Annotated in this window: 24 protein-coding genes, 1 pseudogene and 1 riboswitch; of the genes and pseudogenes, 18 read left to right on the top strand and 7 right to left on the bottom strand. The window is 47.4% G+C overall.

The window, feature by feature from the left end:
• Positions 1-2: 2 nt before the first annotated feature.
• From ABR335_RS15910 to ABR335_RS15890, 5 genes are all read right to left on the bottom strand, one after another.
• Positions 3-317, bottom strand: a complete 315-nt coding sequence (locus ABR335_RS15910; protein ID WP_014096381.1) for a DMT family transporter — start codon at positions 315-317, stop codon at positions 3-5.
• Positions 317-658, bottom strand: coding sequence for a DMT family transporter (locus ABR335_RS15905; RefSeq protein WP_014096380.1), 342 nt, complete (start codon positions 656-658; stop codon positions 317-319). Before ABR335_RS15905 ends, ABR335_RS15910 begins: the two co-directional genes overlap by 1 nt.
• Positions 659-751: 93 nt before the next feature.
• On the bottom strand, positions 752-1534 hold the full coding sequence (locus ABR335_RS15900) for a TSUP family transporter (RefSeq protein WP_013858187.1): 783 nt from the start codon (positions 1532-1534) through the stop codon (positions 752-754).
• A gap of 139 nt (positions 1535-1673) precedes the next feature.
• Positions 1674-2699 (bottom strand): FecCD family ABC transporter permease, encoded by a 1026-nt coding sequence (locus tag ABR335_RS15895; protein ID WP_014096379.1) that lies wholly within the window; start codon positions 2697-2699, stop codon positions 1674-1676.
• Complete coding sequence (locus tag ABR335_RS15890) at positions 2699-3745, bottom strand: FecCD family ABC transporter permease (RefSeq protein WP_014096378.1); 1047 nt, start codon at positions 3743-3745, stop codon at positions 2699-2701. Before ABR335_RS15890 ends, ABR335_RS15895 begins: the two co-directional genes overlap by 1 nt.
• A 156-nt stretch (positions 3746-3901) precedes the next feature.
• Here ABR335_RS15890 and ABR335_RS15885 point away from each other — a divergent pair, with 156 nt between their 5' ends.
• From ABR335_RS15885 to ABR335_RS15875, 3 genes are all read left to right on the top strand, one after another.
• Positions 3902-4864, top strand: a complete 963-nt coding sequence (locus tag ABR335_RS15885; RefSeq protein ID WP_071452295.1) for an ABC transporter substrate-binding protein — start codon at positions 3902-3904, stop codon at positions 4862-4864.
• A gap of 327 nt (positions 4865-5191) precedes the next feature.
• Positions 5192-6007 carry an ABC transporter ATP-binding protein gene (locus ABR335_RS15880; RefSeq protein ID WP_026685131.1) on the top strand — a complete coding sequence of 272 codons (816 nt, stop codon included), beginning with the start codon at positions 5192-5194 and terminating at the stop codon, positions 6005-6007.
• 31 nt (positions 6008-6038) lie between these two features.
• The gene (locus ABR335_RS15875; RefSeq protein WP_026685132.1) at positions 6039-7076 is read left to right on the top strand and encodes an NAD(P)/FAD-dependent oxidoreductase; all 1038 of its coding nucleotides are present in this window, start codon (positions 6039-6041) and stop codon (positions 7074-7076) included.
• Positions 7077-7221: 145 nt separating this feature from the next.
• On the opposite strand, the gene ABR335_RS15870 is transcribed toward ABR335_RS15875, so the two are convergent.
• Positions 7222-7860: a hypothetical protein gene (locus ABR335_RS15870; protein ID WP_017550727.1), complete on the bottom strand. Its 639-nt coding sequence runs from the start codon at positions 7858-7860 to the stop codon at positions 7222-7224.
• Between the two features lie 1006 nt (positions 7861-8866).
• On the opposite strand from ABR335_RS15870, the gene ABR335_RS15865 reads away from it, so the two are divergent.
• The 12 genes and pseudogenes from ABR335_RS15865 to ABR335_RS15810 all read left to right on the top strand — a co-directional run bounded on the left by ABR335_RS15865 (position 8867) and on the right by ABR335_RS15810 (position 20937).
• Complete coding sequence (locus ABR335_RS15865) at positions 8867-9487, top strand: hypothetical protein (RefSeq protein WP_014096373.1); 621 nt, start codon at positions 8867-8869, stop codon at positions 9485-9487.
• Positions 9480-10067 carry a hypothetical protein gene (locus ABR335_RS15860; RefSeq protein WP_014096372.1) on the top strand — a complete coding sequence of 196 codons (588 nt, stop codon included), beginning with the start codon at positions 9480-9482 and terminating at the stop codon, positions 10065-10067. Before ABR335_RS15865 ends, ABR335_RS15860 begins: the two co-directional genes overlap by 8 nt.
• 384 nt (positions 10068-10451) lie before the next feature.
• The gene (locus ABR335_RS15855) at positions 10452-11171 is read left to right on the top strand and encodes a YebC/PmpR family DNA-binding transcriptional regulator (protein WP_061086630.1); all 720 of its coding nucleotides are present in this window, start codon (positions 10452-10454) and stop codon (positions 11169-11171) included.
• 198 nt (positions 11172-11369) lie between these two features.
• Positions 11370-12389 carry an STAS domain-containing protein gene (locus ABR335_RS15850; RefSeq protein WP_014096370.1) on the top strand — a complete coding sequence of 340 codons (1020 nt, stop codon included), beginning with the start codon at positions 11370-11372 and terminating at the stop codon, positions 12387-12389.
• Between the two features lie 186 nt (positions 12390-12575).
• Entirely contained in the window at positions 12576-13820 is a 1245-nt protein-coding gene (locus ABR335_RS15845) for an acyl-CoA dehydrogenase (protein WP_014096369.1), read from the top strand.
• Positions 13798-14571 carry an SDR family oxidoreductase gene (locus tag ABR335_RS15840; protein ID WP_017550722.1) on the top strand — a complete coding sequence of 258 codons (774 nt, stop codon included), beginning with the start codon at positions 13798-13800 and terminating at the stop codon, positions 14569-14571. Before ABR335_RS15845 ends, ABR335_RS15840 begins: the two co-directional genes overlap by 23 nt.
• 85 nt (positions 14572-14656) lie before the next feature.
• Positions 14657-16271 (top strand): annotated as a pseudogene (locus ABR335_RS15835) (long-chain-fatty-acid--CoA ligase).
• Positions 16272-16339: 68 nt separating this feature from the next.
• The gene (locus ABR335_RS15830) at positions 16340-16903 is read left to right on the top strand and encodes a TetR/AcrR family transcriptional regulator (RefSeq protein ID WP_017550721.1); all 564 of its coding nucleotides are present in this window, start codon (positions 16340-16342) and stop codon (positions 16901-16903) included.
• A gap of 265 nt (positions 16904-17168) precedes the next feature.
• Positions 17169-17381: a hypothetical protein gene (locus ABR335_RS15825; protein WP_017550720.1), complete on the top strand. Its 213-nt coding sequence runs from the start codon at positions 17169-17171 to the stop codon at positions 17379-17381.
• A 248-nt stretch (positions 17382-17629) separates the two neighbouring features.
• Positions 17630-18034 (top strand): acyl-CoA thioesterase, encoded by a 405-nt coding sequence (locus ABR335_RS15820; RefSeq protein ID WP_017550719.1) that lies wholly within the window; start codon positions 17630-17632, stop codon positions 18032-18034.
• A 42-nt stretch (positions 18035-18076) separates the two neighbouring features.
• Complete coding sequence (locus ABR335_RS15815) at positions 18077-19135, top strand: phosphotransferase family protein (RefSeq protein WP_017550718.1); 1059 nt, start codon at positions 18077-18079, stop codon at positions 19133-19135.
• Between the two features lie 383 nt (positions 19136-19518).
• Positions 19519-20937, top strand: a complete 1419-nt coding sequence (locus ABR335_RS15810) for an NAD-dependent succinate-semialdehyde dehydrogenase (RefSeq protein ID WP_017550717.1) — start codon at positions 19519-19521, stop codon at positions 20935-20937.
• Positions 20938-22237: 1300 nt separating this feature from the next.
• On the opposite strand, the gene ABR335_RS15805 is transcribed toward ABR335_RS15810, so the two are convergent.
• Entirely contained in the window at positions 22238-23641 is a 1404-nt protein-coding gene (locus ABR335_RS15805) for a glycosyl hydrolase family 28-related protein (protein ID WP_179234138.1), read from the bottom strand.
• Between the two features lie 169 nt (positions 23642-23810).
• On the opposite strand from ABR335_RS15805, the gene ABR335_RS15800 reads away from it, so the two are divergent.
• The 3 genes from ABR335_RS15800 to cobA all read left to right on the top strand — a co-directional run bounded on the left by ABR335_RS15800 (position 23811) and on the right by cobA (position 26522).
• Entirely contained in the window at positions 23811-24116 is a 306-nt protein-coding gene (locus ABR335_RS15800; protein WP_035190342.1) for a TIGR04104 family putative zinc finger protein, read from the top strand.
• Between the two features lie 325 nt (positions 24117-24441).
• Positions 24442-24546: riboswitch (SAM riboswitch) on the top strand.
• 91 nt (positions 24547-24637) lie between these two features.
• Positions 24638-25363 carry a phosphoadenylyl-sulfate reductase gene (locus ABR335_RS15795; RefSeq protein WP_017550712.1) on the top strand — a complete coding sequence of 242 codons (726 nt, stop codon included), beginning with the start codon at positions 24638-24640 and terminating at the stop codon, positions 25361-25363.
• A 400-nt stretch (positions 25364-25763) separates the two neighbouring features.
• Positions 25764-26522, top strand: coding sequence for a uroporphyrinogen-III C-methyltransferase (gene cobA / locus ABR335_RS15790; protein ID WP_046721602.1), 759 nt, complete (start codon positions 25764-25766; stop codon positions 26520-26522).
• Positions 26523-26525 lie beyond the last annotated feature (3 nt).

Raw genomic sequence — 26525 nt, 5'->3', positions numbered from 1 at the left:
GGTCATGATACCAGCTTCAGCCCGACCGCTGCGCCTAAAATCATCGTGATAAAAACAATTCTCCGCCAGTCTCTTGATTCTCCAAAAAATAACATGCCGACAATTGCGCCCCCTGCTGCACCGATTCCTGTCCAGACGGCGTAGGCCGTGCCCATCGGCAATGTCCGCATCGCAAACGACATAAACAAAAAACTTCCGCCGAAAGCAAGCACCATGAGCAGCACAGACTGCAGATTGCGGCGGCGGTTTACCATATTCATGGCGGCCACGCCGAGCATTTCACATAACCCTGCAATGAGTAGAGAAGCCCAAGCCATCAAGAATCCGCCTCCCCGCTGCTTTTTTCATTTTCCGCAATCCTTAAGCCGATAATGCCCGCCAGCAGAATGAAAATCAAAACAATTTTTATGAAACTGAACGGCTCGCCGAAAAATACGATTCCGGAAAAAACCGTTCCGGCTGTGCCGAGCCCGACAAAAACGGCATACACCGTTCCGACCGGCAAATCCTTGCTTGCCGCAATGAGTGCGTAAAAGCTTGCAGTAATGGCAACCAGCGTGCCCGCCCATTCTAACAAATTATCCGCATGCTTTAGCCCGATGACCCAAAAGACTTCGAAAAAAGCACCAACAAGAACAATGAGCCAGGACTTGTTCATTTCAAACACCTCCATAAAAAATCCCGGCGAGCTGCACAAAAAGCATCCCCCGGGTTGCATGGCAAAAACGTGATCCTTCATCTAACCTTTTTGTCAGCCGAAAAGAAACGCGTGTACATAATCATATGTATTTTTGGCAAGCAGCAAAAATGTGACGGCGATAAACAGCGCGCGCACATAGCCGCTCCCCTTTTTGATCGCGAACCGCGAGCCGATGATGGAGCCGGCGATTTGCCCAAGGCCCATCGGAATCCCGTAGGCATAATGAACCTGCCCTAAAAAAATAAACATAAGGAGGGCCGAGATATTGCTGCCAAAATTTAAAAACTTCGCGTTTCCGGCTGCTTTTAAAAAGTCAAACCCGATCATGAGGTAGGCAAACATTAAAAAGGAACCGGTGCCCGGGCCGAGAAATCCGTCGTAAAAACCGATCAGAAAAATGAGTGCCGTAAACAAAATCAGCCGGCGGACGGATAACTTTTTATACGCCATGATTTTTCCCCAGTCTTTCTTCGTCACCGTATAGATGCCGACTGCGGCAAGCATGATCAGCATCAATGGTTTTAACACATCCGGATCCATGAGATGGACGGTGTAAGCGCCGAGCATCGAACCGAAAAAGGTGAGCGGAAACATTTTATAAATGGAAGATAAATCAAGTTTCCCGGAACGATAAAATACAAATGTGCTTGTAAATGACCCCATTGTCCCCGCGAGTTTGTTGGTAGCAACCGCTGCAGACGGCGAAAGCCCAGTAAACAGCAGGGCAGGCAGGGCAATCAGGCCGCCCCCGCCGACAACAGAATCAATAAAAGCTGCACAAAACCCAAAACCAACTAACAGTGCCAACATGGATGGATCGAGCCCGAATATCATAAAATCAGCCTTCCTTTTTTATCACTGTTGTTATCGTAGCGAAAAATTTAAAAATTGTAAATATCTTTCCGCTCTGGGCATGTGCAAAATTTTTCCAACGGAATGAATAAGGGACTTCCGTGTGCTTTACTATTATGCATTATGCTGTCCGTATCAGCAGATAAATAAAGTATGGTGCGCCGAGGATTGAAATGACAATCCCGACCGGCAGTTCCATGGAAGGTATCACGACTCTCCCGACTGTATCAGCCAAAAGCAAAATGTTTGCCCCAATCAGCGCCGTTAAGGGCAGGGAAAATTCATGTTTTGTCCCCATAATCCCGCGGGCAATGTGGGGCGCAATCAGGCCGAGAAACGTAATCCCGCCCCCGACCGCTACACAGCATCCGGCCAGCCCGACCGCGGTCCCGAGAAGTTTCAGCCTTTCTTTTTCAAGCGGCACCCCGAGCCCTGTGATGACCGGCTCATCCAGACGCATAATATTCAAGTAACGGGCTTTGTATATAGCAAATGGGAGCAGAACAACCAGCCAGGCCAAAGTGACAAGGACATAATCCCAGTTTGTTGCCCAAATGCTTCCGGATATCCAGGTCAGCGTTTTTGTAAAATCTTGGGGATCCATTTTCATTTGCAGGACTGTTGTTGCCGCATTAAAAGCCGCATTTAATCCAATACCTGTTAGAACGAGACGACCGGGCGCCACGCTTCCGCCTTTTTTGGCAAGCAAATAGACGAGGATCGCCGAAAGAAAGGCGCCGGTTAATGCGAAAAACGGCATGACAAAAATAGAAACTACCCCGGCAAGAAAGGCCGTGCCTTTAAAAAAGAATGTATATAATACAACGGAAAAGCTTGCCCCTGCATTCACGCCGATAATGCCGGGATCTGCAAGCGGGTTTCTGGAAATGCTCTGGAGAATGCCGCCTGAAACGGCAATTCCGGCGCCAATCAGCATCGCGAGCACGATCCGGGGCAGACGGAATTCAAACAAGGTCATCCGCTGGTTGCCAACATCACTGCCGAAAAAGGCAGACCATATTTGCGGAAACGGAATGTTCATCGTGCCCGTCCGGATGCTGGCAAAAAAGAGGACGATCAGCAAAACAAGTAGGATAGTGCAAAGCATGCTGAATTTCCGTTTGTCGGTTGCAAGCCGTTTTTCCACTACAATCCGCCCCCTTCTCTTCGTGCCAAATAGAGAAAGAATGGGACGCCGATGATGGCGGTTACTGCGCCTACTGGTGTTTCAAAAGGGGCATTGATCATTTTTGCAGCATCATCGGCAATGATCAACAAAAGGGCGCCCAGAATCGCTGAACAAGGGATGATCAAACTATAATCCGATCCGACAAGGAAGCGGGTAATGTGCGGGATGACCAATCCGACAAACCCGATCATCCCGGCAATGGATACAGCCGCCCCTGTCAGCAAAAGAACGGCCACAATGCCTGCGATATAAACAAATACCGTATTTTGGCCGAGTCCTTTTGCGATTTCCTCCCCGAGGCTTAAAATGGTGACGGCGCGCGAGATGGCAATGGCGATAATCACACCGGCAATGATGGCCGGAATGACATACTTGAGCTGGCTGGATTGCACACCGCTCACGCCGCCTGCATACCAGTAGCTCAAATCTTTTGATATGTTGAAACGAAGCCCGATCGCCGTAGATAAGGCGCTAAGCAGAGAAGTAACGGCTGATCCGGCAAGCGCCAGCTTCACAGTGGTGTTCCCGCCTCTGGATAAAGCTGTGATTAAAAAAACGAGGGCCGCCCCCAAACCGGCTCCGGCAAAAGATATGAAAATCAGGCTCTTGTAAGAAATGCCCGGAAAAAAAGCATAGGCAATCGCCATAAGAAAAAGGGATCCCGAGGTTACCCCCAAAATAGACGGGGATGCGAGCGGATTTCGCGTCATTCCCTGCATGACCGAACCGGAAACGGCCAGCCCGGCACCGACGCATAAAGCGGCAATGGCACGCGGCAGCCGCAATTCATGGATGACGACATGGGCCGGGTTGTTTGCATCATAAAAAAACAAACTTTTCCATACAGTTGTATAGCCGACATTCGATGCACCCAATTGAATGGAACCCGCGACGGCAAGTATGATAAAAATCCACCCGAAGCCGAGGATAAAATAAGCCAGTCGTTTTTTATACGGTTGATCCTGCACGCGGTGTGCCGCTTTACTTGTGTGCGCTTTTGCCATCCCTGACTTCCTTCCTTCTATTTCGATACGGTTAAAAATTTATGATTCAAAAAGAAAAAAGATTGACAGAATGAAAAATTTTCGCTTTAATTGATGTTGATAATCATTATCATTTATCTGTCTACAATATTTTAACATAATGCCAGGGGGATGAAAATGTCTTACAATCTAAAATTAAAAAAGATTTTCCAAATATGCGGGATTGTCTTTCTGTCCGTTGCCCTTGCTGCCTGCGGGAACAGCCAGTCCGGAAATGGAAACGGAAACAAGCCTGCCGGCGGTTCAAAAACCCGGACGGTAACAGACGTGATGGGGCATAAAGTAAAAGTGCCGGCTCATCCGAAACGCGTCATTGCGACTTATTTGGAAGACCATCTTGTTGCACTCGGGGTGAAGCCTGTCGCACAATGGAGTGTCAGCAACGGCATTCAGGAATATTTGCAGGACGATTTACTGAAAGGGGTACCGGCTATTTCTTACGACCTGCCTTATGAACAAGTGCAAAAATTCAAGCCGGATTTAATCCTGATTGACGATGCCAGTATGGTGGAAGGCGGGAAGTATGAACAATACAGCAAAATCGCTCCGACCTTTGTCGTAAGCAAAAAGCAAAACAGTGACTGGAGAAAAGAACTGCTTACTGTTGGGAAAGTGTTGAACAAGGAAGCAAAGGCAAAACAAGTGCTCGCAGATTATGAAAAAACAGCCAAGAAAGCAAAAGCACAACTGGCAAAAAAAGGAAAAGCGCCTTCTGCCGCTGCAATCTGGCTTGTGAACAATAAATTCTTTATCGTATCGAAAAATGTATCAAGCGGAGACGTCCTATACAATGATTTGGGCTTGAAGGTGCCGGCCGTTGTAAATGAAATTTCTGCAAAAGCAACCAGCAACTGGAATGCCATCTCGCTTGAAAAATTAACCGAGCTGGATGCAGACTATATTTTTCTGATTAACAGCGATAAAACCCACGCAACAGAGCTGGACAATGCATTATGGAAAAGCATTCCTGCCGTCAAGAAACACCATGTAGCTGAATTTTCTGCTAATACCGGCTGGCTTTACTCTGGCGCGATTGCAAACAAAGAGATGATCCGGGATGTATTAAAAACGATCAAATAATCCTTTTCGCGGCCTGCCGTCCATGTTGCATGGACGGCTTTGGCTGCGGGAAGAACATATTGATGTTTCCAAACCCGGCATCATGCGGATACGGGGGAAGAACACCCTTATTCCAACTGGAAAGGCCCAAAAAAGGAGAGCCTTTCCTCCGAAAAAAATTGCAAAATTTCAAAAGTACAGGAAGGGCAGCAGGAAATGCTTAAATTGCGGAAAAACCTGGAGATTACCGGCGAAAAGCCGATTTGACACCCATTTGAAAACCTTATAGAATAAAAATGATATTAAGAATCATTTTCATTTAATGATAGATTCATAGGAGGAACTGAGATGCCAAAGCTTTGTGCAGAAAATTTAAAAGTTGCCTATGGAGACCATGAAATTATTAAAAACTTAAATTTAAATATACCAGCCGGAAAAATGACGGCGATCATCGGCCCGAACGGATGTGGCAAATCCACTTTGTTAAAGGCATTGGCGCGCATCCTCTTTCCGAAAAACGGATCCGTTTATTTGGATGGAAAAGAGCTGGCAAAACAATCAACAAAGAAAATTGCGCAAAAGCTTGCGATTTTGCCCCAGTCTCCGAGTGTGCCGGAAGGACTGACGGTGTCAGAACTTGTATCTTATGGCAGGTATCCACACCAAAAAAGGTTTGGAAAACTGAATCGTGAAGATTGGAAAGCAATTTACAGGGCCCTTGAAATGACGGGAACGGAAGAATTGAAAGACCGCCCTGTGGATGCGCTTTCAGGCGGACAACGGCAGCGGGTCTGGATTGCGCTCGCACTTGCGCAGGATACCGAAATGATTTTACTGGATGAACCGACAACCTATCTGGACCTGTCACATCAGCTGGAAGTGCTGGAACTCTTGAAGGAACTGAACAGAATGGAACACCGCACGATCGTAATGGTGCTGCACGATTTAAACCAGGCGGCCCGTTTTGCGGACCATATCGTTGCCATGAAAGATGGCGAAATCCTTTACGAAGGCAGCCCCGAAGCTGTGGTGACAGTGGAAATGATGCGGGAATGTTTCGGATTAGATGCCCAAATTGCAGTTGATCCGAGGTGCAAAAAACCGGTTTGCCTTTCCTATGATTTGATTAAACCGTATAAAGAAGTACGTGCACAAATGGCGTAGCCACTTTCTTTATGAGCGGGAATGGAGGATCTTGGCATTGGACCATGAAATATACGATGTAACCATTATTGGCGGTGGGCCGATTGGCTTGTTTACGGCGTTTTACAGCGGCATGCGAAAATTAAAGACGAAAGTGCTGGAATCTAGCGGCCAGCTGGGCGGAAAAATCACGATGTTTTATCCGGAAAAAACATTGCGGGATATTGGCGGGATCCGGAAAATAACAGGCGGGGATCTTGTTAAGGAACTGATCCGGCAGGCGGAAACTTTTTCGCCAACGATCCTTTTTCATCAGCATGTATCCGGATTACAGCGGCGCCCGGACGGTATCTTTATGTTAAGTACGGAAAATGGCGGCCTTCACTTGACCAAAACGGTTATCCTCACTGTCGGGGCGGGCATTTTTAAACCGATTAAGCTTGATATTCCGGGGGCAGAGCGCTATGAATCCGGCAATCTCCATTATGCCGTTGATGACTTGAATCGTTTCCGCAACAAGCGGGTGCTGATTTCTGGCGGCGGGAATGCGGCAGTCGACTGGGCAAACGAACTGGCCGGGATCGCCGAAAGCATTACGATCGTCCACAGGCGGGAAGCATTCAGCGGGCATGAATACGATGTGTCCGAAATGGTGAAAAATGCACGCCTTTTTACCCCTTACTGCATTTCAGCTCTGCACGGGACTGGTAATAGGATCGAACGCGTTGCGGTGAAACAGGTCGGGACGGGCGAAGAAATATGGCTTGAAGCCGATGAAGTTGTCGTGAACCACGGCATTCAGGGTGATTATGGCGGCATTTTAAACTGGGGTCTTAAAATGAAAGACGAGCGGATCGAGGTCAATGGCGCGATGGAAACGAATATACCCGGGATCTTCGCGGCAGGGGATGCGGCAATTTACCCGCACAAATTAAAATTGATTGCCGGGGGGTTTGCGGAAGGCCCGGTTGCTTTAAACAGCGCCGTCCGCTATATGTGCCCGGATGCAGAACCGATGGCCATGTATTCTACGCACCACGAAGATTTTGTAGATAAAAACGGCCGCGAAAAAGAACCACAGGCACGCTGAAAAGCTCCGCTCATAAGGGCGTTGAGATGTGTCTCAGCGTCTTTTTTGTGTGCACTGAAAAGCAGCAAAATGCGCATCCGCTCCTTTCTGTCCGCACATGGCGGTAATTACAGGGAAACGGCGGATATCATGACCCGCCGTCTGTTCATGCGCTGCGCTTGTTATTTTTAAATTCGCACCGCACCACTAAAAGGGTTGCGTAAGATTGTATTTCCTTTTTGTGTTTTTTCAGGTCTTCAAAGTCATGAAGCGGAGGGGCCGGGGCAGAATCATCTTTTGAAAAACCAATGGCTCCTAAAATCTTTTTGCCGCTTGCCGATTCCGCGCTGTCAACGCCGCTCAAGGAAAACGCGTTGATGTCTTTATCCCCTGCTGCCGGGAAAGTTTTAAATGTGCTGAAAGTGGTATTGCCTTTACCCGTATAGATGCCTTCGATGACCTTATAACGTTTGCTGTTTTCGCTTACCGGAGAGGCTGTGAACATAATTGTCCCTTTCTTCCCCGCTTCCCCTTCTAGTTCAAAAAGATGGTCATTCACCAATTTTCCGTATTTGTATTCTTCCAGCCAGATTCTAACGGATTTATACTTGTTAGGGTCGACACGGTATTGATAAAGAAAAGAGTTGTCCGTTGAAGCGTGTAAAATGGCTTCTTCATTTGCCGTTAGTTTTGCCGGTTTAAATGTGTTGGCATTGGCAGGCTTCCCGCTTTTCCCAAGCAGATTCCATCCGGTGAGAACACAGAGCAACAGCAGGGCCAAGCATGCAAACAAAACTTTTTTCATAAAACACCTCCCTAGCTTATTTTATCATTAAAATTGAAATGTTTTAAATACTTTTTGGAAAAGAAAACGCCGCTCATACGGATGTTTTTACGATCAGGCGGTTTGTCGGCTATATAAGTTGGGCTTAACATTCCTGCTCCTTATGCGTTGCCAAAAGCCATATCTAACCTTGAATTTTGACGAGAAAAATCTATGTACGGTTTGCTGAATAAGCAAAATTCATAGATGTGGGCAAGGATGCTGACAGCTTAGGAAAAAATTTAAATGCAAGGGTTTTATGAAAGACCCATGAAAAAGTTGATCCAACGTATAGAGAAGACAGAATCGCATTTTCGCAGATGGATTCTTCTAGATCTTGCTGACAAATTGGGTACAAACGCAGAATTGGATCCGGGGTTCAGCAAACCCTAATATAGACGGGTTCTATGTGAAGGAAGGCCTTCGTTTTTTCGTGCTTTCTTAATGTAGACGCCTTCTATGTGAAGGAACAACGTCATTTTTCTACGCTTTCTTAACATAGACGGGCTCTATGTAAAGGAAGGCATTCGAATTTCCGTGCTTCCTTAACGTAGACGGGTTCTATGTGAAGGAAGGCCTTTGTATTACCGCGCTTTCTTAACGTAGACGGGTTCTATGTGAAGGAGGGTCATCGAATTTCCGTGTTTTCTTAACTTAGACGCGCCCTATGTGAAGGAAGGTCTTCGTTTTTTCGTGCTTTCTTAACGTAGACGAGCTCTATGTAAAGGAGCAACGTCTTTTTTCCATGCTTCCTTAACATAGGGTTTGCTGAATAAGCAAAATTCCTAAATTTGGGCAAGGATGCTGACAGCTTAAGCAAAAATTTAATGCAAGGTGCAAGGATTTTATAAAAAATCCAGGGAAAAGCTTGCACCAGAATCGCATTTTCGCAGATGGATTCTTCTAGATAGAGCTTGCTGACAAATTGGGTACAAACGCAGAATCGGATTCGTTCAGCAAACCCTATGTTCATTTTATAGAGGATGAAATGGAAAAAGAAAGGGTATCCTATTTTTGGAAAAGAACAGAACGGGGTGGAAAGGTGAAACGCATCATCATTATACTGCTCAGTACCGGCATGATGTTGCTTTTGGCCGGGCTTATGGTCTATTTTATTATAAAGCATGATACATTGCGGTGGGGAATTGCGGCCGGCGGGATTGTGTTAAGTACGCTGCCGCTCGGCTTATTATTTTTAAAACATAACCGAATCAATACGCCCTCGATTATTGGCTGGTATATTTTCGTGATTTGCTCCATCTGCCTCGGTTCGATCGCCGGATTTTACGGGCGTTTTTCGTGGTGGGACACGTCCGTTCACTTTTATAAGGGCATTTTTACAGCTTGTATCGGCGTTACGCTGTATAAAATACTGGTTCCGGAGGCGGCAAGGCGGGGCATGTCGCGCTTGATTCCCGCATTGTTTGCCCTCGGGCTTGCGATAACAGGGAGCGTTCTTTGGGAGATGTATGAATTTTTGGGGGATGTAATTGCCTCCCATACGATGCAGCGTGGCGGCAATACCGATACGATGGTGGACTTGCTGGCCGGATTTTTTGGCGGGGTGCTGATTGCGATATATACTGGATTCAGGAAACAAAATGTATAAGAAAGAAAGTGGAAATATGGACCGGAAAATTGTGTTTGGAATCAGCTTGGTTTATGTACTGTGGATGGCCGTTTTATGCGCCATGCAATATACGGCCGGCGCGTCCTGGAAGGCTGCGGTCGCTGCGGGCGGGGTGATCTCGGGCGCAATTCCGCTTATCCTTTCGTGGGTTCCGCGCCTTCGGTTCCACCTGCCCCTTGTCATTTCTTATTTTCTTTTTTTAACCGGCTCCCAATATTTCGGATCGATCCGTGGCTGGTACGGCTTAGGCTGGTGGGACACCTTCCTGCATTTCGTGAGTGGCCTTCTTCTTGGATTTGCCGCGATCGCACTTTATGAACGGCTTGTGCACCGGGATGCGGGCAAGGCGATCTCCGCATGGTTTGTATTTTTATTTGTGCTTGGGTTTGCCGCGCTTGGCGGTGTAATGTGGGAGATCTATGAGTTTTCGGGTGACCAATTTTTTGGCACTACTTTGCAGGGCGGCGGAAACAAGGATACGATGACCGACTTGATTGCAGATGTGCTCGGCGGCCTGGTTGTGGCAACAGGGTCCGGGATACGAACGAAACGAAAGTGAGAAACAAAAACCAGCATGCCGCATGCGTGTGGAGCCCTGTGTTTCTGGACCTTTAAGAATGGTGGAATTTTAAAAAAATCTGCGGTTTTCAAGAAACCGGCGAAATAGAAATGGCTTGAGGAAATAAAGCGGAACCAAAAATCAATGGAAAGCGGATCTGAAAAACCAGCCATTTTCCAAAAACCAATGAAAAATGGCAAAACTGCGGAAAGATCATCCGGGACACCGGCGAAAAGGAAGAAAAAATTGGCACATCATGAATCCCGGCTATCCAACCGGGATGTTTTTTCAATTATTTTCCCCCACCGGAAAGCTTTTGGTGTATAATTCAACAATGGGCAAGTACGGAAGCATTCGAATTTTTGTTGAAAGTGAGTGATCCCCGTGGGACGCAAATGGAATAATATAAAAGACAAAAAAGCAGCAAGGGATGCCAATATGAGCCGCATTTATGCGAAATTCGGCCGCGAAATCTATGTTGCTGCGAAACAGGGTGTGCCGGATCCGGTGGCAAACAGCGCGTTAAAAATGGTGCTCGAGCGTGCTAAAACATACAGCGTGCCGAAAGCGATCATTGACCGCGCGATTGAAAAAGCAAAAGGCGGCGCTGATGAAAACTATGATGAGCTGCGTTACGAAGGCTTCGGCCCGGGCGGCTCGATGATCATTGTCGATACGTTAACGAACAATGTCAACCGGACCGCCTCCGAAGTGCGCGCCGCTTTCGGGAAAAACGGCGGCAATATGGGGGTGAGCGGTTCAGTCGCGTATATGTTTGATAAAACGGCAGTCTTTGGCATTGAAGGGAGAACAGCGGATGAAGTGCTGGAGCTTTTGCTTGAAGCTGATATTGATGTCCGCGATGTCTTTGAAGAAGACGGTGCCGTTATTGTTTACGCGGAACCGGACCAGTTTCATGCGGTTCAGGAAGCTTTTGAAAATGCCGGCATTACGGAATTTACCGTTGCCGAACTGACAATGTTGCCGCAAAACGAAGTCACATTACCGGATGAGGACCGGGAGAAATTCGAAAAACTGATTGATGTGCTGGAAGACCTGGAAGATGTCCAGCAAATTTACCATAATGTCAATTTAGATGATTAATTAAGATGGACGGCGGGGTGATCCCGCCTTTTTTTCGTATAAGCAAATTTCTTTGAAAGTAAGGCCCTGGTGTGTGAGCACATTTTCCTGCAAGCACGCGAATTTTGTCACATTACAAAACTCGTATCAATAGACGCAAGAAAACTGAACCGGTATAATAAGAATACAATTTATTGTACATAATAGAGGGGATATTCTGTGAGCGAACATCCGAATATACATGTGGGCGGTCTTCAATTTGAATGGGAATTGGAAAAAGGAAGATTCATTTTCGAAGGGGAGGATGCGGTCCTTTTCTGGATTCCAACCGCGATGCGCGATCTGTTTACTACAATTGAAGAAATATCCGGGGAAGAAGCATCCAATGTTGTCTTTGAAACAGCGGGTTTCCGTCAGGGATTGCTCGTTGCCGATTATTTTAATAAAATCAAAGATTTCGATGTGAAAAAGGCGTCTGAACTCATTACCACTACTTACGCATCAGCGGGCTGGGGAAGAGCCGTGATGAAAGACATGAACTTTGATCAGAAGACGTTGACGATTGAGCTGAAAGACAGCTGGGAGCATAAAATCAATGTGGCCCAGGGAAAGAAAACGGGCAGCAATTTTCTGCCTGCCCACTACGCTGGTATTTTTACCGGACTGTTCCATACAAATATATGGTATAAAGTCGTCCGGTATCAGATCGAAGGCCACGACTCCACGATCATTGAGTATTTCCCGTCGGATATCACGGTGTCACATAATATTCACCAGCTGGCGCGGAAAAAAGAAGCTGAGCAGATTATTCAGCTGGAGGCGCTCGTCGAAGATAAGACGCGGGAGCTGAAAGAACTCATCAAGCAGCTGTCCTCACCGATTATTCCGATTTTAGACGGCATTGTCGTCGTGCCTTTAATCGGGAAATATGACGATGAACGTGCCGAAGAGCTGGTAGAAAAAACATTGAAAAATTTGCCGCAGTACAAAGCAAAGTATTTGGTGCTTGATTTAACGGCACTCGATGTGGAAGACGATCCGCACAGCATCCAGTTTATTGAAAATATCGGAAAAGCATCTTCCTTAATCGGCACGCAAACGATCCTTGTCGGTATATCGCCGTCCATGAGCATGACCATTTCTTCTTCCGGGCTTGATTTCAGCCAGTTTGACTGCTTCCAGACGTTGCAGCACAGCATCCACTATGCGCTCGGACAATTGGGGAGGAAAATACTCTGATTGGCAAGGCCTGAAAAATCTGTTTCAAAAAGCGGGAGATTTGTTTCCCGCTTTTTTTATTTTTTACCGGGAAGATTCAACACAAATCGAGGAAATTCGGCTTATTTTTTTTTGAAATTTTCGAATGATTGTTTATAATGAAATTAACATACTAACCGGTTAGTCAACGGGGAGGGGATGAATCATATGGATTTTGATTACTCACCAAAAGTGAAGGCACTGATTTCAAAGCTTGAGCGTTTTATGGAAGAAAACGTCTATCCGGGTGAAAAGATCTTTGAGGAACAACTGAATGCACAGGAAACACGGTGGGCTGCTGTTCCGCCGATTATGGAAGAATTGAAGGCAAAAGCAAAGCAGGAAGGGCTTTGGAATTTGTTTTTGCCGGACAATGAATACGGGGCCGGGCTTTCGAACCTCGAGTATGCCCCGCTTTGTGAAATCATGGGAAGATCCATCATCGCCCCCGAAGTATTCAACTGCAATGCACCCGATACCGGAAATATGGAAGTGCTTGCCCGGTACGGAAGTGATGAGCAGAAAGAAAAATGGCTAAAACCGCTTTTAAACGGCGAGATCCGTTCGTGTTTTTCTATGACAGAGCCGGATACTGCTTCAAGTGATGCGACCAATATTTCATGCAGCATTGTACGTGACGGTGATGAATATATTGTGAACGGGCGGAAATGGTGGTCATCAGGCGCCGGCGACCCGAGGTGCAAAATTGCGATTGTCATGGGAAAAACCAATCCGGATGCACCGCGGCACGAACAGCAGTCTATGATTCTCGTACCGCTCGATACACCAGGCGTGAAGATTGAGCGGATGCTCCCGGTTTTCGGTTATGATGATGCACCGCACGGCCATGCGGAAATTACATACGAAAACGTGCGGGTGCCGGCTGAAAATATCATTTGGGGGGAAGGAAAAGGGTTTGCGATTGCGCAAGGGCGGCTTGGGCCGGGCAGAATCCATCACTGTATGCGGCTGATTGGAGCTGCGGAGCGTGCACTTGAACTTTTATGCAAGCGCATACAAAACCGTGCGCCGTTTGGTAAGCCGCTCGCGGAACAGGGCGTCATCCGCCAGTGGGTGGCCGAGTCGCGTATTGAAATCGAGCAGGCACGACTTCTCACATTGAAAGCAGCGTATAGGATGGACACGGTCGGCAATAAAGTGGCGAGAAAGGAAATTGCAATGATTAAAGCAGTGGCACCGCGGATGGCGCTTGCTGTGATCGACCGTGCCATCCAAGCGTTCGGCGGCGCCGGCGTTTCGGACGATTTTCCGCTCGCCCGGCTGTGGGCCAACGCGCGCACATTGCGGCTTGCAGACGGCCCGGATGAAGTCCACCTCGACCAGATTGCAAGGCTTGAGATAAAACCATACCAGGAAAGGGGATCAGCCGATGAACGTGTTAGAACTGTTTAGTTTAAAAGGAAAAACCGCCATCGTGACAGGCGGTGGCAGGGGGCTCGGTGAACAAATCGCGCGGGCATTTGCGGAAGTGGGGGCGGATGTCGTGCTTTGCTCCAGAAAAAAAGCGGCATGCGAAGAAGCGGCTGCACGCATCGAATCTCTCGGAGTGAAAACGCTTGTAATGGAGTGTGACATTACAAATCGCACCCAGGTTGATGAAGTAGTCGCGGAAACCGTGAAGCAGTTTGGCAAAATTGACATCCTCGTCAATAATTCCGGCGCAACTTGGGGGGCGCCTGCCGAAGAGATGCCGATTGAGGCATGGGAAAAAGTGATCAGCACGAATGTGACCGGCACTTTCCATATGAGCCAGGCAGCCGGAAAAGTCATGATCAAACAGGGGCACGGCAAGATTATCAATATTGCCTCCATTGCCGGGCTTGGCGGCGTCGATCCGCGCATCATGGACACGATCGGTTACAACACAAGTAAAGGGGCGGTCATCACGTTTACAAAAGATCTCGCTGCCAAATGGGGCAGATACGGCATCAATGTGAATGCGATTGCGCCGGGCTTTTTCCCGACAAAAATGGCCAAAGTCATCATTGAACGCGGCAAAAATCCGATATTGGAAGCAACGCCGCTCGGCCGATTCGGAAATGATCAGGATTTAAAAGGTGCAGCTGTTTTTCTAGCATCCCAAGCTTCGGACTATGTGACAGGGGATGTGCTGCTCGTCGATGGCGGCATGCATGTGCTTTAAAAACCGACATGCCGGACGGTAATCGGTGCCTTATTAAGCCTAGGGAAACAGTCCATTTGGCAATGAAAAACAAGGGGGATTTGGAATGGAAAACAAAGTATGGCATGCTGTCTATACCGATGAGATTCCGAAAGAAATTGAAGTGCCGGATACGCCGCTGTACCAAATACTTGTTACTGCAGCCGAAAAGCACCCGGACCGGACTGACCTCTCTTTTTACGGCAGAAAGACGACCTATGCGGAACTTTACAAAGCATCGCTTGCCTTTGCTTCCGCCCTTCAGAAAAGAGGCGTGCAAAAAGGCAGCAGAGTGGCGATCATGCTGCCGAACTGCCCGCAGTATGTCGTATCCTATTACGGTGCGCTGATGGCAGGTGCTGTGATTGTCCAGATCAATCCGATGCTCGTCGAACCGGAGATCAGGCATATATTAAATGACTCAGGCGCAGAAACCATCATTGTCCTGGATGATTTGTACCCGAAAGTGCAGGCCGTCCGTCCGGAAACATCCTTGAAAAATGTTGTCACAGCCAGTTTTAAGCCGGCAGCCGGCCCTTTGAATGATGCTGAACCCTTTGAGGCCTTTTTACAGGCAGGCACGGATTACACCCCTCCTGCGCTCGACCCCCGGGAGGATATTGCCGTACTCCAGTATACGGGCGGCACCACTGGCCGGTCAAAGGGTGCGATGCTGACCCACCGAAACCTTCTTGCCAATCTGGTGCAAACCTATGCATTTTTCAAACCGGTCATGGGGCCGGGAGAAGAACGGATTTTGACCGTTATTCCGCTTTTCCACGTGTTTGGCATGACATGTGCCATGAACTATGCAATCTACACCGGTTCGGAATCGATCATGCTGCCGCGTTTTGACCTTGAAGAAGTACTCCAGACCATCAAAGAAACGCAGCCAACCTATTTTCCGGGTGTCCCGACGATGTATGTTGCCATCACGAACCACCCGAAAGCGATGGAGTACGGGCTGGATTCCATTAAGACCTGCAACAGCGGGAGTGCACCGATACCGCTCGGACTTTTGCGCCAGTTTGAAGAAAAAACGGGGAGGCGTCATTGTCGAGGGGTATGGCCTTTCGGAAGCTTCCCCGGTTACACACTGCAATCCGGTTTTCGGAAAACGCAAGCCGGGCAGCATTGGGATCGCGATACCATCAACAGATTATAAAATCGTCGATGTTGCAACCGGCACGGAGGAACTGAAACCGGGCGAAGTGGGCGAACTGATTGTAAAAGGCCCGCAAGTGATGAAGGGGTACTGGAACATGCCGGAAGAAACGGCGGAAGCACTTCGGGATGGCTGGCTGTACACCGGCGATATCGCGAAAATGGATGAGGAAGGGTACGCTTATATTGTTGACCGCAAAAAAGATATGATCATTGCAAGCGGCTATAACGTGTACCCGCGCGATGTCGAGGAGGTGCTGTATGCGCATCCCGCCGTCCAGGAAGCAGTGGTGATCGGTGTGCCGGATCCATACCGGGGTGAGACGGTCAAGGCGTTTGTCGTGTTAAAAGAAGGGCAGAAGATGACGGAAGAAGCACTGAGCGAATATTGCAGCGCCCATCTCGCCCCGTATAAACGCCCGAAGATCATAGAGTTCCGTGATGCGTTACCGAAAACAAATGTCGGGAAAATTTTGCGCCGCAAGCTGCGCGAAGAAGAAAAGAAAGTGCGCGAGTAAGAGCAGAAACGTGAAGCCGGGCATGTGATATAATTTTCTTAATATAGTAATAGATGGAGAGGACCGGCATGAAAGCGAAGATTACGGAACACAGCATACGCTTGTTTGAACAAAAAGGCTTCACGGAGACATCCATTCAGGACATCGTCGACAGCATCGGCGCGACAAAAGGCACGTTTTACTATTATTTTTCCAGCAAAGAACAACTTTTGATGGACATTCATATGGACTATATTACGAAACTTTTGGAAAAACAGAAGGCCATTCTCTCGGAAAACGCATCGTGCAAGGCAAAACTGCATGCGCTTGTCCTGATGCTGCTTGAAAGCATCAAAACGGAAAAAGCAAAAGCCCTGATCTTTTTCCGGGAGATCAAAAATTTAAGCGGTGAAAAGCTCGAACTGATTTTACAAAAACGCGAAGCTTTCCGCCTCGGGGTTGAAAAGCTGATCCGGGAAGGCATTGAGATCGGCGAGTTTGCGGAGCATCTGGACGCGAATCTTACTTCCTTTGCCATTCTCGGCATGGTGAACTGGAGCTACCAGTGGTTTAACCCGGAAGGTCGGAAATCGGCGGCAGAAGTGGCAGAACTGTTCATGGATATCGTCCTGCACGGGATTGAAAAAGCATAGAACCATGCAGCTGTCGTAATGGTGTTGTTTTGAGATCGAGCAAGCGGGCTGAACGGATTGAAAAAGCACATTACGTTACGGCGGCTGTATTTGAGAATGGCTTTGAGAAATAGAGGTTTAGTATCGGAATTATTCATAGCCAGGATCCTGGGATGTGCATCACCTACAGCTTCCGCAATGAGTTTGTATTGAGCGAGCTGCATGGGATGAAAAAGCGCATCACGTTACCGCAGCTGACAGAAAATGGCCTTGTGAAAAGAAGGGATTGCAGCAGCGGATCAATCATGGCCAGGACTTGGAAGGTGCAACACCCTACAGCTTTCGCAATGAGTTTGTATTGAGCGAGCTGCATGGGATGAAAAAGCGCATCACGTTACCGCAGCTGACAGAAAATGGCCTTGTGAAAAGAAGGGGTTACAGCAGCGGATCAATCATGGCCAGGACCTTGCAAGGTTGTAAAACCGTACAACTGCTGTAATGAGATTGTATTGCGGGACTGCACGAAATCGAAAAAGTGCATTACAATGCGGCAGCTGGAATTGGGGACGGCCTTGTGATGAGCAGACTGCACGGGATGAAAAAGCGCATCACATTGCGGCAGCTGTGACAAGAAATGGTCTTGGGAAAAAAAGGGATTGTAGCAACGGATCAATCATGGTCAGGACCTTGCAAGGTTGTAAATCTACAGCTACCGTAATGGTGTTCAAGCAAAAGGGAGGGATTTTTTTGCATGAATTGAAATTACGGACACGCTTTTGCGAAACAGATGCTATCGGACATATTAACAACACCAGTTACTTCATCTACTTGGAAGATGCCCGTTTGAAATTTTTTGAAAGCATTGGTGCAAGCGTAGAAATAAAAGATTTCAATATTATTTTAGCTTCAGTAAAATGCGATTTTGTCAGCCAGGCGTTTTATAATGAAGAACTCACGATCAGGACCGGTGTGGCAAAGCTCGGCAATACGAGCTGTGAACTGGCTCATGAAATTCTGGATGCAGAAACCGGCCGCTTGATCGCAAGGGGGAAAGCGGTTGTCGTTTTTTTTGACTTTGATAAGCAGCAATCCCGCCCGATTCCAGATGACATAAGGGGCATCCTGGAAAAGCATTTGCAGACGGCGATGTGAAAAACGATCTGCCTATTACGGGATACAAGGGGGAGAGGAAAAATGCATTCAGACACAATTCCGGTCCGCAAAGGGGAAGAACTGGACTTAACCAGGCTGCAGGAATACCTGCAGAAGAAGTTTCCGCAAATGCCGAATGTACCGCTTGGAATCGCACAATTTTCAGCAGGCCGTTCGAATTTGACCTATCAATTAAAAGCAGGTTCGTGGGAAGCAGTGCTCAGGCGCCCGCCGCTTGGCCCGGTTGCCCCGAAAGCGCATGACATGGGGCGCGAATTTCGCGTGCTGAAGGCGCTCCGGCCATTTTTCACACCGGCGCCGGAAGTGTTGCTTTTCGAGGAGGACCCGTCTGTGATCGGCGCTCCGTTTTTTCTCATGGAAAGAAAGCATGGTATTGTGCTTGACACCGCTTTTCCGCCGGGAGTGGAGCCGACAAAGGAGACGTGCCGGCGGATTTCCGGTATCATGGTTGACCGGCTTGTGGAACTGCATGCGATCCCATATGAAAAGACAGAGCTCCTTTCCATGTCAAAGCCGGATGGTTTTCTCGAACGCCAGGTGAACGGCTGGATTGAGCGCTACCTGCGTGCGAAGACGGATGAAATTCCGGAAGCAGAGCCGCTCATCCATTATTTGCGTGATCATATTCCGCCGCAACAAGGTGCAGCCGTGATTCATTATGATTATAAGCTGAATAACGCCATGTTTAACGAAGATTTTTCGGAAATGACTGGCCTGTTTGACTGGGAAATGGCGACCATCGGCGACCCGCTCGCAGATCTTGGCGCTGCGCTCAGCTACTGGACGGAAAAAGATGACCCGGATTTGATCAAAAATGGGCTCGGTGAACCGTCCGTCACGACGCTGGACGGCTTTATGACACGCCGCGAGTTTGTCGAAGCCTATGCGAAAAAAAGCGGGCGCGACGTCTCGAACATCGATTATTACTTGATTTTCGGTTACTTTAAGCTCGCCGGCATTTGCCAGCAAATCTACTACCGCTACAAACGCGGCCAGACACAAGACCAGCGTTTCGCCCATTTCGGCAACGTCGTCCGCAGCCTGATCCGTCACGCGGTGGAAGTGGCGGAAAGGGTGTGATTGGGGATTTTTCTTATAATGGGTGAAGGTGGATTCACGTTGTAGTTAAGACTTCCGGATCTGATTCTTTCCCGCAGTTAACTTTTGTTTGATTGGCATTTGGATTGTGCGTAACAAGGGCTTTGTATGAGCTTCTGTTACGTTTTTTTATGACCTGATTGTCGCTCCATTAAATTTTTGTCAACTGACAGGGTCAGCTTATCGTATGAAACATTTCAGCATGCTTCCTGACATCAAAATTATGTAAAAATGAGTAAGTCAGAGGTATTCTTTTTTAATTACAAAATCAAGAATACTCATGTCGGCGAAACAAATTTTGCAATCATAAAACGAGAAAAATCATCTGAAAAATCGTAAACTATTACTCGAAGGGAGATGGAGCTATGGAAGACTACTTGATGTACTTGAATGGTGAGTGGACAGGGGAAGGACTGCCAAAAATTAAAGTGGACAACCCTGCGTCCGGCGAAGTGATTGCGACGATTCCAAAAGGCGGAGAAAAGGAAGCCAGGCTTGCTGTGGATGCGGCGCATACGGCTTTTCCGGCGTGGGCGGCGCTTTCTGCCTATGAACGAAGTGCTTACCTCCGCACGTGGTTTGAACTGATCCGCGAAAATGAAAATGAGCTTGCCAGGACGATGACCATTGAACAGGGCAAGCCGCTAAAGGAAGCACTCGGTGAAATGCGTTACGCAAATGGCTTTATCGAGTGGTTTGCCGAAGAAGGAAAGCGTGTGTATGGCGAAACGATTCCGGCATCCACCACCAATAAACGCCTGTTTGTCCATAAACAGCCGGTCGGCGTTGTCGCGGCCATTACCCCGTGGAATTTCCCGGCTGCCATGATTACCCGCAAAGTTGCGCCTGCGCTTGCTGCTGGCTGCACCGTTGTCATCAAGCCGGCAAAACAGACACCACTTACTGCTTTGAAGCTTGCTGAGCTTGCTGCAAAAGCCGGCATTCCGAAAGGCGTCATCAATGTAATAACCGGGAGTGCGAAGGAAATCGGGGACACTTGGCTTGCCGATGAACGCGTCCGCAAACTTACTTTTACCGGATCGACCGAAATCGGGAAAGAGCTGATGCGCGGCTCAGCTGACACAGTGAAAAAAGTGTCGCTTGAACTTGGTGGGCATGCACCGGTGATCATCACAAAACATGCGGACCTCGATAAAGCTGTAGAGGGCACGGTTGCAGCAAAATTCCGCAACGCCGGTCAGACTTGTGTGTGCTCGAACCGCATTTATGTACAGGAAGAAGTGTATGAAGCTTTTACCAAGAAATTTACAGAAAAAGTGAAAGCACTCCGTGTTGGGGACGGCCTTGCAGAAGGAACGGATATCGGTCCGCTGATTGACCGGAATGCGGTTGAAAAAGTAGAACATCACGTCAAAGATGCAGTGGAAAAAGGGGCTACCGTGGAAACAGGCGGCAGCGCGAAAGATGGGTTGTTCTTTGAGCCGACAGTCATTTCCAATGTTACCGATGATATGATATGCATGAATGAAGAAACATTCGGGCCGCTTGCACCGGTAACGAAATTTACGGATATTGATGAAGCAATTCGGCGTGCCAATGATTCCATTTACGGTCTTGCTGCGTATGTGTTCACGGAAAATATTTCAGAAGGCATTCAAATTGCAGAGGGGCTGGAATATGGCATTGTCGGGCTGAACGACGGGCTTCCGTCCACGCCGCAGGCCCCATTCGGCGGTTTCAAGCAGAGTGGTCTCGGCAGGGAAGGCGGCCGTTACGGCATCGAAGAATTTTTGGAAGTCAAATATATTTCGCTCGGTTTATAAGTACCTGGATCGGCCTGCAGGAAAAAAGTGGGATCTCTAAAAATGGGGATCCCACTTTTTTGATCCTAAACCAGTTGCGGTACTTGGCTCGAATGTTTTTGAGGCAGATCCGGGGAAGTGGTCCAAAGGTCTTTTACAGGCTTTCAAAAAGACAAAAAGGGATCAGGCCAGAGCTCAAAATGTCCCCTAGAAGCCGTCAAAAAGACAAAAAGGAATGGGATCCGCCCCCAAATGTCTTTTTAAGACGTTTAAAAAGACAAAAAGGATCTGGGCAGTGGTCCAAGTGTCCTTTAGAGGCCTTCTAAAAGACAAAAGGAAATGATTCCCACCCTGAAATGTCCCCTAGAACACTTCAAAAAGACAAAAAGGAGGTGGGACCGAGTCCAAATGTCTTTTTAAAACGTTCAAAAAGACAAAAAAGGATCCGGGCGGAGGTCCAAATGTCCTTTAGAGACCTTCAAAAAGACAAAAGGCAATGATTCTCGCCCCAAGATGTCCCCTAGACGCCTTCAAAAAGACAAAAAGGAGTGGGGATCGAGCCAAAATGTCTTTTTAAGATGCTCAAAAAGACAAAAAGGATCTGGGTAGTGGTCCAAGTGTCCTTTAGAAGCCTTCAAAAAGACAAAACGGGGGTGGGACTGAGTCAAAATGTCTTTTTAAAACGTTCAAAAAGACAAAAAAGGATCCGTACGATGGTCCCAATGTTTTTTAGAGGTCTTTAAAAAGACAAAAGGCAACAAATTTCCCGGGAAAGCGTCCTTTATGGTGAAAGGAAAATAACACAATTGGTCGGGAAAAGTATTCGCAACTTAATGAGAGAAAAATTGCGATAACATTACTGGCACGAGTGCTATGAAAGACATGTCACAACAAATTTCCGGGCATTGGCATCAAGGAAGACAAAATGTCTTTTACTCGAGAAGGGGCGCAAAGTCGGCAAAAACTTTGTATAGAAATGTCTTTCCACGCCCGCATTCATGACAAAAGACACCAAGTTTCCCCGGGAAATGATCTTCAAACGATGATGAAAAGGAAGGATCCAGGGCTTGCTGAATCAGCAAAATCTCGGACGGGCAAGGATCCCAAGGGTTTTGCCGAACTTTAAATGCAAGGGTTTCAAAAAGATGTAGAAAAAACTTTGCACTCGAAAGCCATTTCATCCCCTTTTTTGCAGATATCGCTTCTATTGGTGGCAAACATGAAGGCTGGACTTGCAGGGTGAATCGGATAAGAAGCTATTATCCGATTCATTCGGCAAGTCTTGCTTAGATTCTCTCTTTATTTATGAACAATCCAAGCATTACAGCAGTACGCATTTGTCTTTGCCCCTGATCCGTTTTGCATTTTGAAACCCGCTGATTTCTACATTTTTCAAAATAACATTTTTTGCGCGGTACTGGATGGCGACAACAGGATTTCCCTTGAAATCATAATCCGGGTCGCCAAGCGCAGTCAGCCCGTTAATTACAACGTTTCGGTAAGCGGAAACAACGAGGCTGCGCGGCGTTGAACCTTCATATAAATCCGTAAACACTGGCGCGACGGAAACTAGATTGGCCGCCACAATATGGTTCGCGCTTTTCGAGTCGGCATCTTTGCCTTTATGGTGGCCGATATGCCGGAAGTTAAAAGAGCGGTTGTCGCGGACAGAAAGATGGCCATACAAATGTACATGAGAAGCAGCCGATGCATTGTGGTGGGCTTTGATTTCGACACCACCAAAACAGCCGCTTGATGCATTATTGCAAAGCCATACATGGCGCGAGCCGTCATCAATCTCAATGCCATTGGAGTTGGAAAACCCTTTTTTGTGGGCCCTTCCACTTGGGTTGTAACAGAAAGAATTTGAAATAAAACAATAGTCGCTATGGTGGGTGGTAATCCCGTCATCACCGAATCCGCTTGCCGTGAGCCCGTCAAGCCAGATATAGCGGCTTCTTCCTGGGGCGAGAAAGCCGTCGCCCAAATAATGATAACGGGCAGAGGATACATCAAAACCGTGTAGGCCGGCCCCCACCGCCTCCACATTTTTCACCCAGCCAAACGTGACGTGCGCAAAAGTCAGGCAGCTTGAACGGTTATTTCCTGCCGCCGTTCTTTCCTCCTGCCCGAGCCTTTCGACATTCCAATCGAGCGTGAGCCCCTCCACCGATATATGGTGATTGCCGCGGTGAAAATGGGCATTTTGGATGAGACGCGTTTTTTTCGGCGCATGCGGATGGAGTTTGATGATGGTTACGCCTTTTCCACTCCCACAAAGGCATGTCCATGAAGGCAGCTTAAGCCCCTTTACTAGAAAAACACCCTCCGGTACGATCACTTTCACCCGGCCGTTTCCCAATGCTTTTTGGAATGCCACTGTGCAGTCGGTTTTTCCATCGCCGACCGCACCGTAATCTGCCACATTGACTGTACGGGACGCCGCAGCCAGCAGCCGGCTGTATGCTTGATCCAATATCTTTTTCCATTCCGGGTACACGAGGCCGTTCTGATCTGCAAGCGTTTTATACGGTTCAACCGGATATCGCCGGTTCAGCAGCAGCCGTGAAAGGGAAAATGGTTTGTGAAATTCCGGCTGACAGTACTGTTGAAAAAGCGCTTCATTTTCCTGGACCAGGGTGCCCGGCTGGACTGTCCTGCGCGAAAGCTGGCGCAGCAGCATGCCGTTTGTCCGAGGGTCATGATGCTTGTCCAAATGAATCATTTTTTCACCCCACTTTGCCTTCATTCAGTCTGTGTCAATTGATATATGTAGTTTACCCCCGCAGGTTGGAAAACGCACTGAAAAAGAAGACTTTTCCAAACCATAGTTGTTAATATAAAAAAGAAATTGAATTTTATGTTAGAATCAATGAAAAGGAAGGTGAAATTTAATGAGCCTGCCAAAATGTTTGAATTGTAACCATCAATTTAAGTGGATTTATATTTTTAAGAGACTATGGAAGTTTGACCAAACCATGGAATGTCCAAATTGTACAGCCAAGTTATATCCAAGTTTGAAGTTTCGAAATAAAGTTGGTTATCTTTCTCTACTTTGCCTTTTCGTATCATTTGGACTGATGATATTGAGCATTCCAAAAATTGCATTCATAACACTAATCGTCATTCTTTGGGTTTGTTTGATTCTTACGATGCCTTATGTTTATTCGTTTGATAATAAGGAAAGACCTCTATGGTAAAAGGTAGCTGTTGTTCCTTTTTAAAAAGATGCTGCAGAAATCCGGGTGGGATGGAGCGCAGATTTGAGCCTGGTACGACTGAGGACATCCGCAAGTTTAAAGATGAATGACCAATCTGGTACAGAAGCAAAATTTTGAAGAAAAGCCCAAGGAAGCTAGCCAAAAAATGAAGGGTTGGTTGGAAACTTTTTCCGTTCAATGAGGATCAAAAACGGACATATAAACATCTTTCATGAAAATGGGCCTGATTTTCTTTATCAGAATTTTTCGTTGACGAATAGCATAAGAAGGTATACAATAAACTTCAAGCTTATATGTTGTTATTTTCTTATCAAGAGAGGTGGAGGGAAGGGCCCTGTGAAGCCTCGGCAGCAGGTCCGGAAACGGGCACTGTGCCAATTCCTGCAGGTGGTGGCCTGAAAGATAAGAAGATTTCCCGGGAATGGATATCTTCTTACTTCAGGGTAAGAAGATTTTTGTCGTTTAATCCTTAGTAATCGAATGCGAAAGAAGGGAATAGAGTGGAGCAAACGCGGCTCACATATGAACAGTTTACGTCGGATCCGTTCGCAGCGTTCGTGCCGGAAGATGAAACGAAGGGCGCATTGGAAATTTTGCAGTGGGCATATGGCACGTACGGCAAATCAGTGGTATATGCGTGCAGTTTCGGCGCAGAAGGAATGGTGCTGATTGATCTCATTTCGAAAGTCAGAGAAGATGCGGATATCGTATTTTTGGATACCGACCTGCACTTTCCGCAGACTTACGAATTGATTGAAAAAGTGAAAAAGAAATATCCGGCTTTAAATATACAAATGAAAAAACCGTCGCTTACGCTTGATGAACAGGCGGCGCAATACGGATCTGCCCTTTGGAAAAGGGATCCGGACCAATGCTGCTATATCCGGAAAATCAAGCCGCTTGAAGAAACGCTGCAGGGAGCTGTGGCCTGGATATCCGGCTTACGGCGGGAGCAATCGCCGACAAGGGCAAAAACGAATTTTGTCAATAAAGATGAAAGGTTCCATTCGATTAAAATTTGCCCGCTGATTCATTGGACATGGGATGATGTTTGGAACTATATCCGGTCTAACAATCTTCCATATAACGAATTGCACGACCAGGGATATCCGAGCATCGGCTGCTTCCCGTGCACACGTGCTGTCGGAAACAGCGACTCAAGAGCGGGAAGATGGGCGGGCTTTAATAAAACCGAATGCGGGCTGCATACGGTTCAGAAAAAATAAGGCTGCTATATAAAATGACATAGGTAATAAGAGTAAGCATCAGTCTGCATGACAAGATTTCGTTCATTTTACAAAATTCCTAGATTTGGTAAGGATGCGGCAAAAATTTATATACAAATCGGTTTTATGAAAAAACCAGGGAAAAAATTGCACTTGGAAGCTGATTCAGCGTATAGAGAAGATAAAATCGCATTTTCGAAGATGGATTCTTTTATATTTTGAGATGGAGCTTGCTGATAAATTGGGTACAAACGCAGAATTGGACCCGTTCAGCAAGCTCTAGCGGCAAAAGCAGCCAGCTTTTTCAGGTGCCCGCTTGTAGCCAATCCAGACTAGGATTGTTCAAGTGCTCGCATCAACCAAAACAACGAGTCCGATTAAGTTTAAAGCAGGTGAAGAAATGAGAAAAGTATATTTAGTCGGGGCAGGACCCGGCGATCCGGAGCTGATTACAGTGAAAGGATTGCGCCTGATCCGGGAAGCGGATGTCATTTTATATGACCGGCTGGTGAATCCGGACCTGTTAAAAGAGGCAAGGCCGGATGCAGAACTTGTCTACTGCGGGAAAAAACCGGATGCCCATACGATGACGCAGGATATGATCAACCACCTGCTTGTGAAATTTGCTAACCAAGGAAAAACGGTTGTCCGTTTAAAGGGCGGTGATCCGTTTATATTCGGTAGAGGCGGGGAGGAAGCGGAAGTCCTGGTGCAAAAACATATTCCGTTTGAAATCGTGCCGGGAATTACAGCCGGTTCCGCTGTGCCCGCCTATGCCGGCATTCCGCTCACCCACCGCGGGCTCAGTACATCCGTTGCTTTTATCGCGGGCGTCACGAAAAAAGGCGAAGATCTTGATGCGTATTGGTCCAAATATGCGGGAATTGATACACTTTGCATTTATATGGGCGTGAAAAATCTGCCACTCATCTGTGCGCAACTGATAAAGCACGGCAAATCACCGGACATGCCGGCTGCACTAATCCGCTGGGGCACGACTGAAAAACAGGAAACCGCGGTCGGCACGCTTGGAAATTTAAGTAAAAAGGCGGCTGGGCTGCGCAACCCATCACTTTTGATCATCGGAGAAGTGGTAAAACTGCGCGAAGAGTTAAAATGGTTTGAACAGCTTTCCGCTGCTTCGGCCTGTACCGGGTGAGCG

This window comes from Heyndrickxia faecalis, from assembly GCF_040267745.1.
GTDB lineage: Bacteria > Bacillota > Bacilli > Bacillales > Bacillaceae_C > Weizmannia > Weizmannia faecalis.
This window is presented reverse-complemented; position numbering and strand designations above follow the sequence as displayed.